Genomic DNA, 13,691 nt, shown 5'->3' with positions numbered 1-13,691 from the left:
GGGCGGAATTCAGAAAGGGTAAACATCAGTGCGCGACCCCCGCTGCGACGCTTTCGTCGATGAAACGGCCTTCGGCAAAACGGTCGAGGCTGAACGCAGCAGCAAGTGGGCCCGGCGCGTCACGGGCGATCATATCCGCCATAGCCCAGCCCGAGCCAGGAATAGCCTTGAACCCGCCAGTGCCCCAGCCGCAGTTGATGAAACAGCCGCCAAGCGGTGTGGGCGAGATGATCGGGGAGCGGTCGCCCGTCATGTCCACAATCCCGCCCCACTGCCGCAACATCTTAAGCCGCGAGACAATAGGGAATATCTCGATCAAAGACCGCACGGTTTCTTCGATGTGATTGAAGGAGCCGCGTTGGGTATAGTTGTTGTAAATGTCGGTGCCTCCGCCGATCACCATCTCGCCCTTGTCGGATTGACTCATGTAGCCATGCACAGAGTTCGCCATAACGACCACATCCATGCAGGGCTTGATCGGCTCACTCACCATCGCCTGTAGGGCGACGCTTTCGATCGGAAGGCGGAAACCGGCCATTTCGGCAAGCTGCCCTGAATGCCCTGCAACCACAATCCCGAGCTTGCCACAGGCGATATCGCCGCGCGTGGTTTGAACACCTGTCACCTTGCCGCCGGATTGGGTGATGCCGGTAACTTCGCATTTCTGGATGATATCCATCCCCATATCTGAACAGGCCCGCGCATAGCCCCACGCCACGGCATCATGACGCGCGGTGCCGCCCCGCGGTTGCCAGAGCGCACCAAGCACAGGATAGCGCGGCCCGCCAATATCAAGGATCGGGCAAAGTTCCTGTACCCGTTCGGGCGAAACAAACTCGGTATCAACCCCTTGGTAGGCATTGGCCTGTGCGGTACGTTTATAGCCGCGGACTTCGTGCTCGGTTTGCGCCAACATCAAAACACCGCGCGGGCTGAACATAACGTTCATGTTGAGATCCTGACTGAGGGTCTCATACAGACCACGCGCTTTTTCATAGATCGCCGCAGATGGGTCCTGAAGGTAATTGCTTCGAATAATCGTCGTGTTGCGGCCTGTGTTGCCGCCGCCAAGCCAGCCTTTTTCAAGCACGGCCACATTGGTGATGCCGAAATTCTTGCCAAGGTAATACGCCGTTGCCAACCCGTGCCCGCCCGCACCGACAATCACAACGTCATAACGCGATTTTGGCTCTGGGCTGCGCCATGCGCGCTCCCATCCTGTGTGATACCGGAACGCCTCTCGGGCGATGGCAAAGGCAGAATATCGTTTCATTTCAGGCTCTTCCGCTAGGAGTTCCAACAGGCGACTGTGTTCAGGGTGGTTCAGATACGCGGCACTTGCAATGGCAAACCTCGCCGCGTCACAACAGCAAATCGCGGCTTACCAATTCCAATGGCCACACAAATCGCTCCCCCAAAGCCAGCAATTCGCTGCTATCTTTGCCATTTCTGTCGCGTTTGCCAAGCCATAGTCACACGATGAACGACAGTTTTCATCACATCTGCGACATTGCTCCTGTTTGCCGCAGGCTTGCGACCACTTGAGCCTTTTGCACGCCGCCCAGACAGGGTAAAGGAGATGCAACAAAAGGAGCAGCCCATGTGGTTTTATCTATTGATTGCAGGCCTTGGCGCCATTGTGGTGGCGTTGATTTGGGCAGTTCTGTTTCGCAAGGATTTGCGAGCGGATCAGGCGCGAGATGTGGATGTGTATCGTGCGCAGCTTGACGAGCTTGAGCGCGACAAGGCCCGCGGTGTTATTAGCGAAGCCGAGGCAGAGCGCCTGAGGCTGGAAATTTCGCGCCGTTTGCTTGAAGCAGATAAGAAAAGCGATCAAAACTCTGAAACAGAGCCGAGCAACGCGCCCAAAAGCGCAGCGATTGCTCTGGCGGCGGTTGTGGCGCTTGTTGTGTTTGGTGGCGGAGCCGCGCTCTATCACCAACTTGGCGCTGCTGGCATGCCCGACCAGCCCCTGACCGAGCGCAAATTGGCCGCCCAAGAACGCTATGAAACCCGCCCAACCCAGCTTGAGGCGGAATCAGACGCCCCTGAACACGCAGCCAATATCCCGCAAGAAGACCTCGACCTGATCCAAGCGCTGCGCGATACGCTTGAAACACGCCCTAACGATCCTGTTGGGCACCGCCTATTGGCCAAGAACGAGGCCCGCATCGGCAATTTTGTGGCCGCACGTGAGGCACAGTCCAGGGTGGTTGCGATTGCAGGCCCCGAAGACGCAACGGTTGATGACCTTCTGCTGCTGGCGGAGATCATGGTGTACGGCGCAGAGGGATATATTTCCCCCGAGGCCGAAGCGATTTTTGCCGAAGTGCTGCGCCGCAATGAAAACGTCCCGACTGCACGGTATTACTATGGCCTGATGCTCGCCCAAACGGGCCGCCCTGACCTTGCGTATGACTTCTGGAAACCCCTGCCCCATACGGCCGATCCACAGATGCCATGGTATGATGCGGTTGTGCAGCAGCTTCCCGAAGTGGCGTTTCTGGCAGGCGAGCGCTATGACTCAGCAGCGGCCGATGCCGAGATGACAGCAAACGGGCCGGATCAAGCCGCCATCGAAGCCGCACAGGCCATGAATGAGGACGACCGCAATGCGATGATCCGCGACATGGTAGACCGCCTGACAACCCGCATCGACGAAGAGGGCGGGACCGCAGAGGACTATGCACAGTTGATCATATCCCAGACCGTCTTGGGCGACGAGGCGCTGGCCCGCGAAACACTGGCCAATGCGCGCGCGGAATTTTCGGGCGATCAAGCCGCACTGGATATTTTGGCCGATGCAGAACGCCGCGCGAGGCTTGATCAATGATCCTTGATGACATCTCCGAGTTCGCGGCAGCCCTGCCGTCAATGGCCCCCATTGCGGGGCTGGACCTTGGCGACAAGACCATCGGCGTCGCGGTTTCGGATCGGCTTTGGTCTGTGGCGACGCCGCTTGAAACCATCCGGCGCAAGAAATTCGGCGTGGATGCAGCCGCGCTCATGGCCCTGCTTGAAAAGCGTGAGGTCAAGGGGATCGTGCTTGGGTTGCCGCGCAATATGGACGGGTCCGAAGGGCCACGCTGCCAGAAAACCCGCGCCTTTGCTCGCAACCTTCAGGGCGTGACCGATCTGCCCCTAACCTATTGGGACGAGCGCCTCTCGACCGTTGCCGCCGAACGCGCGCTTCTGTTGGCAGACACTTCCCGCGCCAAGCGCAGCGAGGTGATCGACCACGTGGCCGCGGGCTTCATCCTGCAGGGTGTGCTTGATCGGATGCAGCACATCAAACGCGCATGACCCAAGAAAAGCCCCCCATCTGGAAACGCGAAGAGCCGCAGTCTCCCTGTGTGAATATTTGCGTTATCCACCCTGCGGCGCGGCTGTGCACCGGCTGTTTGCGCAGCATGGACGAGATTGCCAGCTGGGGCAAAATGACAGCCGAGGAGCGTCAAGACGTGCTGGATGACCTTCCCTCGCGCGCGCCATTACTAAAGCAGCGCCGTGGTGGCCGCGCAGGGCGTTTGCGCCGCGAAAAGCCCTAGAGGCCAACCGCTTTGCGCAGCATATTCAGCGCAACCACAATCAGGAAAACCGCGAATATCCGCTTGAGCGCCTTGGCATTAAGTTGATGCGCCAGCTTTGCACCCAGTGGCGCGGTCAGCATTGTCATGGAAATCACCACGAGAAACGCGGGAATATTCACCGCGCCAAGGGTAAAGGGCGGCGCACTGTCGGCGGCAACATCAACAAAAAAGAACCCGACAACCGAAGGCAGCGCAATAATCACCCCAAAGCCCGCCGCCGTGGCCACTGCGCGATGGATCGGCACACCGTGCAAGCTCATCAGAGGTACGCCAAAGCTCCCGCCGCCGATGCCCATCAGCACGCTCAGAAACCCGATAAATGGCGAGATCACTGCTTTCTTGATGCCGGTTGGCATGGCCTCGCCAATGCGCCAATCAGATTTGCCAAACGCCATGTAGAGCCCGATGAAAATTCCAAGAACACCGAAGATGCCCTGAAGCGTCGCAGAGCGAAGCGAGCTAACGGTCAGCATCCCGATCACCGCACCAATGGCGATCCCAAGCGCCCAGCCCTTCAGGATGGGCCACTCGACTGCGCCTTTCTTGTTATGGCTGTTCACTGAACGCATGGAGGTCACGATGATGGTGGCAAGTGAGGTCGCCAGACACACCTGCATCAATTGATCGCCGCCGTACCCAAGCGCGCTGAATACATAGAAAAACGCAGGCACAAGGATAATTCCGCCGCCAACGCCCAAAAGCCCTGCCATCACGCCGGCAAACCCGCCAATCACCAAAAGCAAAAGAAGAATTGGCAGGTACTGCATCAGGTCGGTCATGGAGTGTCCTTAGACTGGGGGCTAACTGGCTTGCTCCACACCAATATCGCCTCCGGTCACGCGGTCAAGGGCTTCGAGCAGCAATTCCGGCCCTGCGCCCTCACGGCTTGCGCCTTCGGACAGGACACGCCGCCAGCCCCGCGCACCTGGACGACCCGTAAACAGCCCAAGCATATGGCGCGTCACCTGATGGAGGCGCCCGCCATTTGCGATGTGGCGTTCGATATAGGGCACCATCTGGTGAACAACTTCGACAGGGTCACTGTCTGGCCCGTCAGTACCGAAAATCCGTCGGTCAGCGGCACAAAGTACATCGGCAGGGCTGTGATATGCTGCGCGCCCGATCATCACGCCATCCATGCCGCGCTCAAGGAACTCTTCGGCCTGATCTAGCGTTGTGATGCCGCCATTGACCGACAGGTGCAGCGCAGGGAACAATCCCTTCATCTCAAGCACAAGATCATAATCAAGCGGCGGGATGTCGCGGTTTTCTTTGGGCGAGAGCCCCTGAAGCCACGCTTTGCGCGCATGGATTTGAAAGCGCCCTGCCCCTGCTGCGGCCACGCGGGCGATAAACTCTGGCAGAACCTCTTCGGGCGCTTGGTCATCAACGCCAATACGGCATTTCACCGTCACTTCAACATCGCTCGCGGCGCGCATCGCGGCCACGCATTCTGCCACCAGCGGTATGTTTTCCATCAAAACCGCTCCGAAAGCACCCGATTGCACACGGTCGCTTGGGCAGCCGACATTAAGGTTAATCTCGTCATATCCCAAGTCAGCGGCGATCTTGCAGGCTTCTGCCAATTCGGCGGGGTCAGAGCCGCCAAGCTGCAAGGCAACCGGATGTTCCTCGGGATTGTAGTCCAACAGATGCACCGCCCCACCCCGCACAATCGCAGGCGACGTCACCATCTCTGTATAGAGCAGCGTGCGCTTGCTCAGCAGCCGATGCAGGTAGCGGCAGTGCCGATCGGTCCAATCCATCATGGGGGCAACCGATAGCTTTGCTGCGCGTGGGGCCGATATGGAATCTGTCTTGGTCACGGGGTGCTCTTATCCAGAATGCGATCTCTAAGGGTTTCGGTGCTCATAGACCGAACAGACAGCATAAAGGAAGAGGCCGAACGAAAAAAGCAGGCCGTTGGGCCTGCTTTTGAATTGTGTCTGGTGGCGAATTCTATGGATCAAGCAAACCAGGCAGTGTGAGCGAGATTGCCGGTACGAAAGTGATCAGCATCAGCGCCACGAAGATCGCCAGATAGAACGGCCAGATTGTCCGCACCGCTTTTTCCATGGGCAGCTTCCCGACCGCACAGCCGACAAAGAGACAAGACCCCACAGGCGGCGTGCAGAGACCAAGGCCAAGGTTCACCAAGAGGATCATGCCGAACTGGTACGGATCAACACCAAGGCTCGTGGCCACCGGAAGGAAGATCGGTGTACAGATCAGGATGAGTGCGGCCATGTCCATAATCATGCCAAGGATCAGCAACGCTGCGTTGATCATCAGAAGGATCAGGATCGGGTTGTCTGTGAGTGTTGTCAGCAGAGTCACCGTTTTGTCAGGCACACGATAGAACGTCAGCATGTAGGCAAAGGCGCCCGCACATGCGATCAGGATCATGACCATCGACGTCGTCCGCACCGAGGAACGCACAGCGATCTTGAAGTTTTCCCAAGTGAGGCTGCGGTAAACCAAGAGCGTAACGATAAAGGCATAAATCGCGCCAAACGCACCTGACTCAGTCACTGTAAAGACGCCCGAAAGCACCCCGCCCACAATGATAACCGCTGTCAGCAAACCCGGAATAGCGCCCATAAAGCTGAGGAGCAGAGCATTCCAGCCAGGGAACCGCTCTGATCTATAACCGCGACGCACAGCAACCACATAAGCCGCAAACGCCAGACAGAGGCACATCAGAATGCCGGGAACAACGCCCGCGAGGAACAGTTTGGAGATCGAAATGCCCCCGCCGGCGGCGATGGCGTAAATGATCATATTGTGACTCGGCGGAATGATGATGCCCGCGATCGAGGATGTAACCGTGACGTTAACGGCATAGTCCGCGTCATAGCCTTTTTCCTTCATCACAGGGACGAGGATCGAACCAAGCGCGGAAATATCCGCCACCGCAGAGCCGGAAATACCGCCGAACAGCATCGAAGAGAACACGTTGACGATGCCCAAACCGCCACGCACCGCGCCAACCGCAGCAGAGGCGAATTTGACAAGTCGCATGGCGATACCGCCATGGAACATCAGCTCCCCTGCGAAGATGAAGAACGGGATCGCCATAAGCGAAAACACGTTGATCCCCGAGATGATGCGCTGGAAACCGATCATGATCGGCAAGCCCTCGAAGGCAAAGGCCGCAACGGCGGAGATGCCAAGCGCAAAGGCTACAGGTACGCCAAATACCACGCAGAACGCGAATAAACCAAGAAGTAGGAGAAGCCCCATTTTTGCGGACCCTTATTGAATTGTGTCGCTGCGCAGATCACGACCCAGTACGATACGCACCAGATGAGCGAGCGAGAATAGCATTATGAGACCACCACCAATGGTAAGCGGAAGCGAACGTAACCCTTCGGGAAGGTCAATGAGTGGAATCATCGAGCCCCATTTGAATGCAGTGAGTTTTGCACCGTAGATCAACATCAACAGTCCAAAGACCAACATACCGATGTCGCTACAGACGACAAAGATCATTCGAAGCCAGCGCGGAGCAGCGGTACGGAAAGCCGCAACCGACAGATGCGTGTGCTCGTGAACGCCAACAGCAGCCCCGAGAAAGGTGATTACCATCACCAGAAGCAGAGCAGCCTGCTCTACCCAAGTGGGCGTGGCGTTCAGCACGTAGCGGCCAAAAACAAGCCAGCCGAAAATCACGGTAAGTACAACAATCGAAACTCCGGTGATGACACGGCAAAGCAAAGCGATCCCGTCCAAAACCTTGTCGATTGGGGTCATAAAATCAGAAGCGGCCTCTGGAGCCTCGTGTTCAGTCATGCGCATACCCTATTACAAAAATGCCCCCGCGAATTTCTTCGCAGGGGCATGTATTTAGGTCCGGCCGATTATTCGGTAGCCTGGATCAACTCAACCAGCGGACGGAGATCCGGGTTTGCTTCAAGGTAACCTTCGTAAACCGGCGCCATTGCTTCCTGGAATGGAGTTTTGTCGGCGATTTCGTTGGTCATAACGCCAGCAGCCTCAACCTTTTCACGGCTGGATGCTTCACGTGCGGCCCAAAGCTCTTGCTGAAGCGCAGCAGATTCCATTGCGGCTTCTTTCACAGCGGCTTTCATGTCGTCAGACAGGCCGTTGTAAACATCAGTATTGATGCAGAGACACTCAGGAATGATCAGGTGTTGGCTCAGCGAGTAGTAGCCAGCAACTTCGAAGTGACCTGTGGACTCGTAGGATGGCCAGTTGTTCTCAGCGCCATCTACAACACCAGTCTTAAGAGACTGATATACTTCGGAGAATGCCATTGGCGACGGGTTACCGCCAAGCTCGGCGATCATGCCGGAATAAAGGTCGTTGTTCATAACGCGAACCTTCATGCCTTCAACGTCCGCAGGGGCGTTGATCGCTTTTTCGCCGTTATAGAACGAACGCGCACCAGCGTCGTACCATGCCAGAGGTACAAGACCTTTTGCGGCCATACCTTCAGCAATTTTCGCGCCGCCCTCACCGTTCAGAACGCGGAACATATGTGGCACGTCTTTAAAGATAAACGGCAGGGAAACAACGTTTGCTTCAGCAGCAATCGGGCCGATTGGGCCAAGGTTGAAGTTGCCGATTTCCAGACCGCCAAGGCGAACCTGCTCAATCGCGTCAGGCTGGCTGCCCAATGTGCCGCCGTGGAACATCTGGAGCTTGATTTCGCCGCCGGTTTTCTCTTCGAGCAACTCGGCAAATTTATCCATGGCGACTGTGTTCGGGTAGCCGTCTGCATGAATGTTCCAGCCGCGCCAGTCAGCAGCTTGCGCCGCGCCACCGAGCACAGCAACTGCCGTGATTGCACCAACGAATGTTGCGTTTAGTGTATGTTTCATAATTCCTCCCTAGGTATTGATTGGTAATTTCAGTGTTTGGGTATTCCGGTCGATTACGAGACAATCGGACCTGAATTCTGTTTGGGCATCCATTTCTGGCCTGCCGAATTTTTTGCTCGAATTCCCCTCCACATGGCCATCGACATCGCCTCCTCTGAACCGTCCCCTTCTTGGCTCGCAGCGTACTGTCGACTAGTCAGTAGACGCAACACTAACTTGTATACAAGATGTGTCAAGACTTTCCTTGGCTCAAAAAACCAAAAAACTGTCTTGTTTGCTTGCGAAATTCGATCGCGCGTCCTTTCAAAATTTCTATTTCTTTCGTTCAGCATATTGATTGACGGCAATTCATACCCAAAGTAGTATACTAGTCAACAATTAAAAACCGAAGACGGGAATATCATGAGCAAAAGGCTTAAAGTACTGGTCCACGGAACGGGATTCGCGGGAGAAGGTCACGCAGAGGCGTTTCGCGCCGCAGGTGCCGAAATTGTTGGCATCGTCGGACGTACGCCTGAAGTCGTCAAAGACGTTGCCGCGAAACTAGCGATTCCCTACGCCGGAACAGACTGGGCCGCTGCATTGGAAGCGTGCCGCCCCGATGTCGTGTCTATCGCGACCCCTGGCGGTGCTCACTATGACCCGATCAAACAGGCCATCGCTGCGGGCTGTCATGTTTTCTGCGACAAGCCAATGACCACCACAGGCGCAACGGCCGTTGAATTGGCCGTTCTCGCAGAGAAGAAAGGCGTCAAGACCGCCTACGCCGCGAGCTTCCGCTATACACCAAGCGTTCTACATGCAAAGCGCCTCGTCGCTGAAGGCGCAATTGGCGAGCCAACCGAGATTGAGTGCATTTCGCATTTCAACCTTGAACGCGACATTCCCTTTGGCTGGTCCCACCGCGCCGAAGATGGCGGCGGGCGGCTGAATAACAACTTCACCCATACACTCTCGATCGTGACCTCGATAGTCGGCGAAAACATCCTTGGCCTTGCCGGAGAGGTACGCGACGACCTTGGAAAAGCTCCAATTGTCAAAGGGGTACATAATTTCGCGACACGCCGGAATTTCATCCCGGAGAACCTTGATGACCCGACGCTCGAGTGGGGCGAGAGCAACGTTGAATGGTCCTATACCGTCATGGGACAGATCGAAAGCGAGCTGGCAAAGAAACCCGTTTCCGTGTTGTTCAAGCATGGCGGGCTTGTGCCGCGCTTCAACGAAGATCACATCGTATTCTACGGCACTAAAGGCGCGATCTACCTCAAGGGACATTACGGCAGCGGGCAGCTCTACTATTACGGTGAGAACAAGGATTGGGAAGCGCTCCCCCTCCCCGCGGACATCGAAGCGGCAATGCCCGATGTATCCGGCGAGACCGAACTCTGCTGGCACATTTTGGCACAGGATTTCATCAAGGATATCCAAGGTGAACCCGTCCAGCCCTATCCGACCTTTGCGGAAGGCAGCCAGTATCAGCAGATCATCGACCAAATCCGCAACGACGATCCATGGACCGCTCCAAGCGCCCTGCGCTGAGTTGAGCCGGACCAAACGTTGCAAAGGAGGAGATGCAGCATGAAAATCACCAAAGCCAAGGTCTTTGTCGGCGGCCCGAAAAAGAACTATGTCACACTCAAGATCGAAACGGATCAGGGCGTGTACGGAATCGGGGACGCGACCCTGAACAACCGCGAGACACTTCCTGCGCATTATCTTGAGAATTACCTCATTCCGAATCTGCTTGGAAAAGACCCGCGGAATATCGAAGATATCTGGCAGTTTTTCTATCGCGGCGCTTATTTCCGCCGCGGCCCAATTGCCATGGCGGCCTATGGCGCGATCGATATGGCGCTTTGGGATATTAAAGGCAAACTGGCGGGAATGCCGGTCTATCAACTGCTCGGCGGCAAGAGCCGCGAAGGCGCGATGGTCTATGCCCACGCCACCGGATCCGATCTTGAAGACTTGATGGAGTCCATCGCCCATTATGTCGAGGATGGCTATAAGGCCGTGCGCGTACAATGCGGCATTCCGGGCATGCCGACCGCAAGCTATGCCGTTCCCGAGAAGAAGGGCGACACTAAGAATTATATCACAGATTACAGCGGCATACGCCCGAATCTAGAGATTTGGGACACCGAGAAATACATGCGGTTTATGCCGGATGCCTTGGCGGAAATCCGTGCGCGCTTCGGGCCGGATTTGCATATCTTGCATGATGTGCATCACCGCCTCCTGCCACGTGAAGCGGCAGCATTTGCCAAAGCGGTGGAGCCGGTCAACCTTTTCTGGATGGAAGACCCAACGCCTGCCGAAGACCAAGACGCTTTGAAGCTTATCCGCCAGCACTCCACAACGCCTGTGGCCATTGGCGAGGTTTTCAACTCTGTTTTTGATTGTAACAAGCTGATCGAAAACGAGCTGATCGACTTTATCCGTGTCGCGGCAACTTATGTTGGGGGCATCACCCCTCTGCGTCGGATCGTTGATCTTGCTGGGCTTCACCACGTGCGCACGGGTTTCCACGGCGCGCCGAGCCATTCTCCGATCTCGATGGCCGCACAGCACCACGTAAACGCATGGGCACCGAACTTCGGGGTGCAAGAGTACCTCGTACTTGGAACGCCTGAATGTGACGCCCTCTTCCCCTCCGAACACCGGATGGAAGACGGCATGGTGTTTGTCAGCGACGCACCTGGCTTGGGCGTAGATTTCGACGAGACCGAAGCCGCACGATATGAATACCAGCCCGGAAGCCACCCTGTTGTGCGCCTTCAGGACGGAACAATGTGGAACTACTGAGGTTGAGAGCATGGCAGGTGGCACATCGCCGCCGCCCTGCTCTCTTCAAAGGCAATCATGAGCGTGGCAAGCGCGCGCTAGTGGGCCGGCGCGTCGCCTTCCCCACCTCATGATTGCCGAATTATTTCAAACGCGCGGCGCTCTGGTTATTCCACCAGTGTCGCGCGTTTCCAGTCACCGCGAAAGAGCCGGCGGTGAAACGCCGGGAACTTGACGAACTCTTCAAGCAACAGAATTGCCAAGACCCAAAAGGCCGGAACCTGAAAATACAAGACAGCAAGAGCCGTAGCCGGAACTCGCACAAGCCATTGTGACCAAATGAAAATATGCATCACATAGATTGTGTCGCCACTTGCCCGTAGCGTGTTGCCGCAAATCGCGTTGGACCCTTTCGGAAACGGAAGCACCAGCAGGATCGGCAAGAAGCCAAGCAGCACCGCACGGGTCTCTTCGCTTAGATCGCCATAGAGATGGCTCGCCGACAAACAGACGATGCCGTAAATGCTCGCAACACAGGTTGCCGCAACGAACGCACCGCGCCACGCGCTACTCAGGAACCGGTCAAGCACAGCTTCAGAACTTTCCTGCCCAAGGAGCTGCGCCACGATAATTCCTGTCGCCTGCGCCCATTGCATCCCGATTGTTCCTGCAACCATGATCCACGGCGCGATGATCGTCATGGCCGCGAATTCGTTCAGGCTCATCTTGGCATAGATCAACGTACAGACATGAGATGCGAAGGTGGCACTAAAGAACGTGGCCGCAATCGGCAGAGCAAAAGCCAGATGGCGCTTGAGCGTCGGAAAAAAGGTAACCTGCCTCCAACCCTTCACATGACGAAGGTGGCCATCAAGGACGATGAGCCGCCAGATCAGGAAGCCAACTTGCAAGCAAACAGCAATCGCGCTTCCCATCGCCGCGCCCTTTACGCCGTAAGCCGGAAGCCCGAAATACCCGTGGATCAGGACGATGCTGCTTGCGACGTTGACGGGCAAAGACAGGCAGAAACTATAGAGCGGCAGCTTGGTGCGACCACATCCGTTGAAATAGCTAGAGAGACACTGACCAACTGCCTCGCCCAAAATAACAAGCGAGAATATCGACAGGTAATCCTTTGCCAGCGCTCCCACTTCGGCGGAGGGCGCCATCACACCAATGATAGGACCGCCAAAAATCGAAATCACCAGCAGGCCAAACGCACCGACGGCGACACTTACGGCCATGCCGGAAGCAAGTGTCGACTTGAGAAACACAGGATCGGATGTTCCGAATGCCTGCGCGGTGCGGATTTGCATGGCGTTGGAAAAAGCAAGGATGGAGCCAAGCACGAAGCCGGCAATCGCAGCAGCAAGCCCCATGGCCGCGAGCGAGGTTTCCCCAAGCGCGGACACGAGATAGGCGTCAATAACAACTGTTCCGTGGAGGATGATCGCCTTGAGGGCCATCGGCCATGCAAGCCGCATGACATTTCGGGCGGTCGGCCCATTGGGCGCAGTATTCGGGGTCGCTGGCGTAGACGTCATTGAGCGAGAGGTCCGGCGCCTTTCAGATCGATGCTAAAGAAGAGCCTCATACAAGTTCCGGCTCGAAGTAATGCGCATTTGTTTCCGTGATACGCTCAATCGTTTTATCGAGGCGGCTCAGGTGCTTTTGCGCAGCGGCAAGCGCGCTATCTGCATCATGGTTTTTGACGGCCTCCGCGATTTCGGTGTGATCCTCAACGAGATCTACCATCCGGTCAGCTTTCGCGAGGCTCAACATGCAAAGACGATCAACCTTGGATTTCTCGGCCATAATAACATCGAATGCAAATTCCGCCTTGGCAATCTTGCAAAGCGTTTGGTGGAAAGCGTAATCCAAGCGGCCAAACTCTTCGAGGTCTTGCTTCTTCAGAGCAACCTTCTGTTGAGCAAGCTCCGCGTCCAATTGCGCAGCGCCGACCTCGTCGCAAAATTCTGAAGCACGACGCAAGGCTTCTTTCTCAACGGCAGTCCGCACAAAGCGGGATTTTTCGATTTCACGCATAGAGAAGCGTTTGACTTCGGTTGCGCGCTGCGGACGGATCAAAAGCAGATCAAGGTTGGCAAGGCGGCTAAACGCATCGCGTACGGGCTGGCGTGAAACGCCAAAGCGGTTCGCAACATCTGCCTCGGAAATCTTGTCGCCGGGTCTGAGCCGCATTGAAGATATCTCTTCCTGCAGAAACTCGAAAACCTCGTCGACACTCGTCCGTCTCTCGCTTCTTGGACTCGCTTGGACCATCTGCAGTTTCTCCTCTCAATTCTTGCCACTAATCTTAGCAGGACCACTAGATAGCAGCATTAACTCATTAAACAAGCTATAACAATTTTTACTAGTATACCAGAACTTTTACTAGTATACCAGAATTGAGTTGGCGGCGAATCGACCGCTGGGGGAGCGCCTCGATTTGGCGCATCAAGAGGAGGAG

The 13,691-nt window shown here is 56.1% G+C and carries 13 protein-coding genes; 5 read left to right on the top strand and 8 right to left on the bottom strand.

Features of this window, described 5'->3' with window-relative positions:
* Positions 1-25: 25 nt before the first annotated feature.
* Entirely contained in the window at positions 26-1,273 is a 1,248-nt protein-coding gene (locus tag N9C89_RS05585) for a sarcosine oxidase subunit beta family protein (RefSeq protein ID WP_263952848.1), read from the bottom strand.
* A 327-nt stretch (positions 1,274-1,600) separates the two neighbouring features.
* Between N9C89_RS05585 and ccmI the strand changes: the two genes are divergently transcribed.
* Genes ccmI through N9C89_RS05570 form a run of 3 tightly spaced genes read left to right on the top strand, consistent with a single transcriptional unit; the run spans position 1,601 to position 3,548 of the window.
* Entirely contained in the window at positions 1,601-2,833 is a 1,233-nt protein-coding gene (ccmI, locus tag N9C89_RS05580) for a c-type cytochrome biogenesis protein CcmI (RefSeq protein WP_263952847.1), read from the top strand.
* Positions 2,830-3,303 carry a Holliday junction resolvase RuvX gene (ruvX, locus tag N9C89_RS05575; protein ID WP_263952846.1) on the top strand — a complete coding sequence of 158 codons (474 nt, stop codon included), beginning with the start codon at positions 2,830-2,832 and terminating at the stop codon, positions 3,301-3,303. Before ccmI ends, ruvX begins: the two co-directional genes overlap by 4 nt.
* Positions 3,300-3,548, top strand: a complete 249-nt coding sequence (locus N9C89_RS05570; RefSeq protein ID WP_263952845.1) for a DUF1289 domain-containing protein — start codon at positions 3,300-3,302, stop codon at positions 3,546-3,548. The genes ruvX and N9C89_RS05570 overlap by 4 nt, the downstream gene beginning before the upstream one ends.
* On the opposite strand, the gene N9C89_RS05565 is transcribed toward N9C89_RS05570, so the two are convergent.
* The 5 genes from N9C89_RS05565 to N9C89_RS05545 all read right to left on the bottom strand — a co-directional run bounded on the left by N9C89_RS05565 (position 3,545) and on the right by N9C89_RS05545 (position 8,434).
* The gene (locus N9C89_RS05565) at positions 3,545-4,369 is read right to left on the bottom strand and encodes a sulfite exporter TauE/SafE family protein (protein ID WP_263952844.1); all 825 of its coding nucleotides are present in this window, start codon (positions 4,367-4,369) and stop codon (positions 3,545-3,547) included. The two genes, N9C89_RS05570 and N9C89_RS05565, sit on opposite strands and share 4 nt — an antisense overlap.
* Positions 4,370-4,390: 21 nt before the next feature.
* Entirely contained in the window at positions 4,391-5,416 is a 1,026-nt protein-coding gene (gene dusA / locus N9C89_RS05560; RefSeq protein ID WP_263952843.1) for a tRNA dihydrouridine(20/20a) synthase DusA, read from the bottom strand.
* A gap of 133 nt (positions 5,417-5,549) precedes the next feature.
* Entirely contained in the window at positions 5,550-6,833 is a 1,284-nt protein-coding gene (locus N9C89_RS05555) for a TRAP transporter large permease (protein ID WP_263952842.1), read from the bottom strand.
* Positions 6,834-6,845: 12 nt separating this feature from the next.
* A complete protein-coding gene (locus tag N9C89_RS05550; protein WP_263952841.1) occupies positions 6,846-7,382 on the bottom strand; it encodes a TRAP transporter small permease in 537 nt (178 codons plus the stop codon).
* A gap of 68 nt (positions 7,383-7,450) precedes the next feature.
* Complete coding sequence (locus N9C89_RS05545) at positions 7,451-8,434, bottom strand: TRAP transporter substrate-binding protein (RefSeq protein ID WP_263952840.1); 984 nt, start codon at positions 8,432-8,434, stop codon at positions 7,451-7,453.
* 402 nt (positions 8,435-8,836) lie between these two features.
* Here N9C89_RS05545 and N9C89_RS05540 point away from each other — a divergent pair, with 402 nt between their 5' ends.
* Both N9C89_RS05540 and manD read left to right on the top strand, forming a co-directional pair.
* Positions 8,837-9,976 carry a Gfo/Idh/MocA family protein gene (locus N9C89_RS05540; RefSeq protein ID WP_263952839.1) on the top strand — a complete coding sequence of 380 codons (1,140 nt, stop codon included), beginning with the start codon at positions 8,837-8,839 and terminating at the stop codon, positions 9,974-9,976.
* A gap of 39 nt (positions 9,977-10,015) precedes the next feature.
* Positions 10,016-11,242, top strand: coding sequence for a D-mannonate dehydratase ManD (gene manD, locus N9C89_RS05535; RefSeq protein WP_263952838.1), 1,227 nt, complete (start codon positions 10,016-10,018; stop codon positions 11,240-11,242).
* Positions 11,243-11,388: 146 nt separating this feature from the next.
* Here manD and N9C89_RS05530 read toward each other — a convergent pair whose 3' ends face one another.
* Both N9C89_RS05530 and N9C89_RS05525 read right to left on the bottom strand, forming a co-directional pair.
* Complete coding sequence (locus N9C89_RS05530; protein WP_263952837.1) at positions 11,389-12,765, bottom strand: MATE family efflux transporter; 1,377 nt, start codon at positions 12,763-12,765, stop codon at positions 11,389-11,391.
* A gap of 46 nt (positions 12,766-12,811) precedes the next feature.
* Complete coding sequence (locus N9C89_RS05525; protein WP_263952836.1) at positions 12,812-13,504, bottom strand: GntR family transcriptional regulator; 693 nt, start codon at positions 13,502-13,504, stop codon at positions 12,812-12,814.
* Between the last annotated feature and the right edge of the window lie 187 nt (positions 13,505-13,691).

The sequence above is a fragment of the Halocynthiibacter sp. SDUM655004 genome (assembly GCF_026015885.1).
GTDB lineage: Bacteria > Pseudomonadota > Alphaproteobacteria > Rhodobacterales > Rhodobacteraceae > Falsihalocynthiibacter > Falsihalocynthiibacter halioticoli.
This window is presented reverse-complemented; position numbering and strand designations above follow the sequence as displayed.

Coding starts and splice junctions, on each gene's coding strand:
- N9C89_RS05525 (WP_263952836.1), bottom strand. CDS start 13,504: ATGGTCCAAGCGAGTCCAAGAAGCGAGAGACGGACGAGTGTCGACGAG.
- N9C89_RS05540 (WP_263952839.1), top strand. CDS start 8,837: ATGAGCAAAAGGCTTAAAGTACTGGTCCACGGAACGGGATTCGCGGGA.
- manD (WP_263952838.1), top strand. CDS start 10,016: ATGAAAATCACCAAAGCCAAGGTCTTTGTCGGCGGCCCGAAAAAGAAC.
- N9C89_RS05545 (WP_263952840.1), bottom strand. CDS start 8,434: ATGAAACATACACTAAACGCAACATTCGTTGGTGCAATCACGGCAGTT.
- N9C89_RS05570 (WP_263952845.1), top strand. CDS start 3,300: ATGACCCAAGAAAAGCCCCCCATCTGGAAACGCGAAGAGCCGCAGTCT.
- N9C89_RS05565 (WP_263952844.1), bottom strand. CDS start 4,369: ATGACCGACCTGATGCAGTACCTGCCAATTCTTCTTTTGCTTTTGGTG.
- ruvX (WP_263952846.1), top strand. CDS start 2,830: ATGATCCTTGATGACATCTCCGAGTTCGCGGCAGCCCTGCCGTCAATG.
- N9C89_RS05585 (WP_263952848.1), bottom strand. CDS start 1,273: ATGAAACGATATTCTGCCTTTGCCATCGCCCGAGAGGCGTTCCGGTAT.
- ccmI (WP_263952847.1), top strand. CDS start 1,601: ATGTGGTTTTATCTATTGATTGCAGGCCTTGGCGCCATTGTGGTGGCG.
- N9C89_RS05555 (WP_263952842.1), bottom strand. CDS start 6,833: ATGGGGCTTCTCCTACTTCTTGGTTTATTCGCGTTCTGCGTGGTATTT.
- N9C89_RS05530 (WP_263952837.1), bottom strand. CDS start 12,765: ATGACGTCTACGCCAGCGACCCCGAATACTGCGCCCAATGGGCCGACC.
- N9C89_RS05550 (WP_263952841.1), bottom strand. CDS start 7,382: ATGACTGAACACGAGGCTCCAGAGGCCGCTTCTGATTTTATGACCCCA.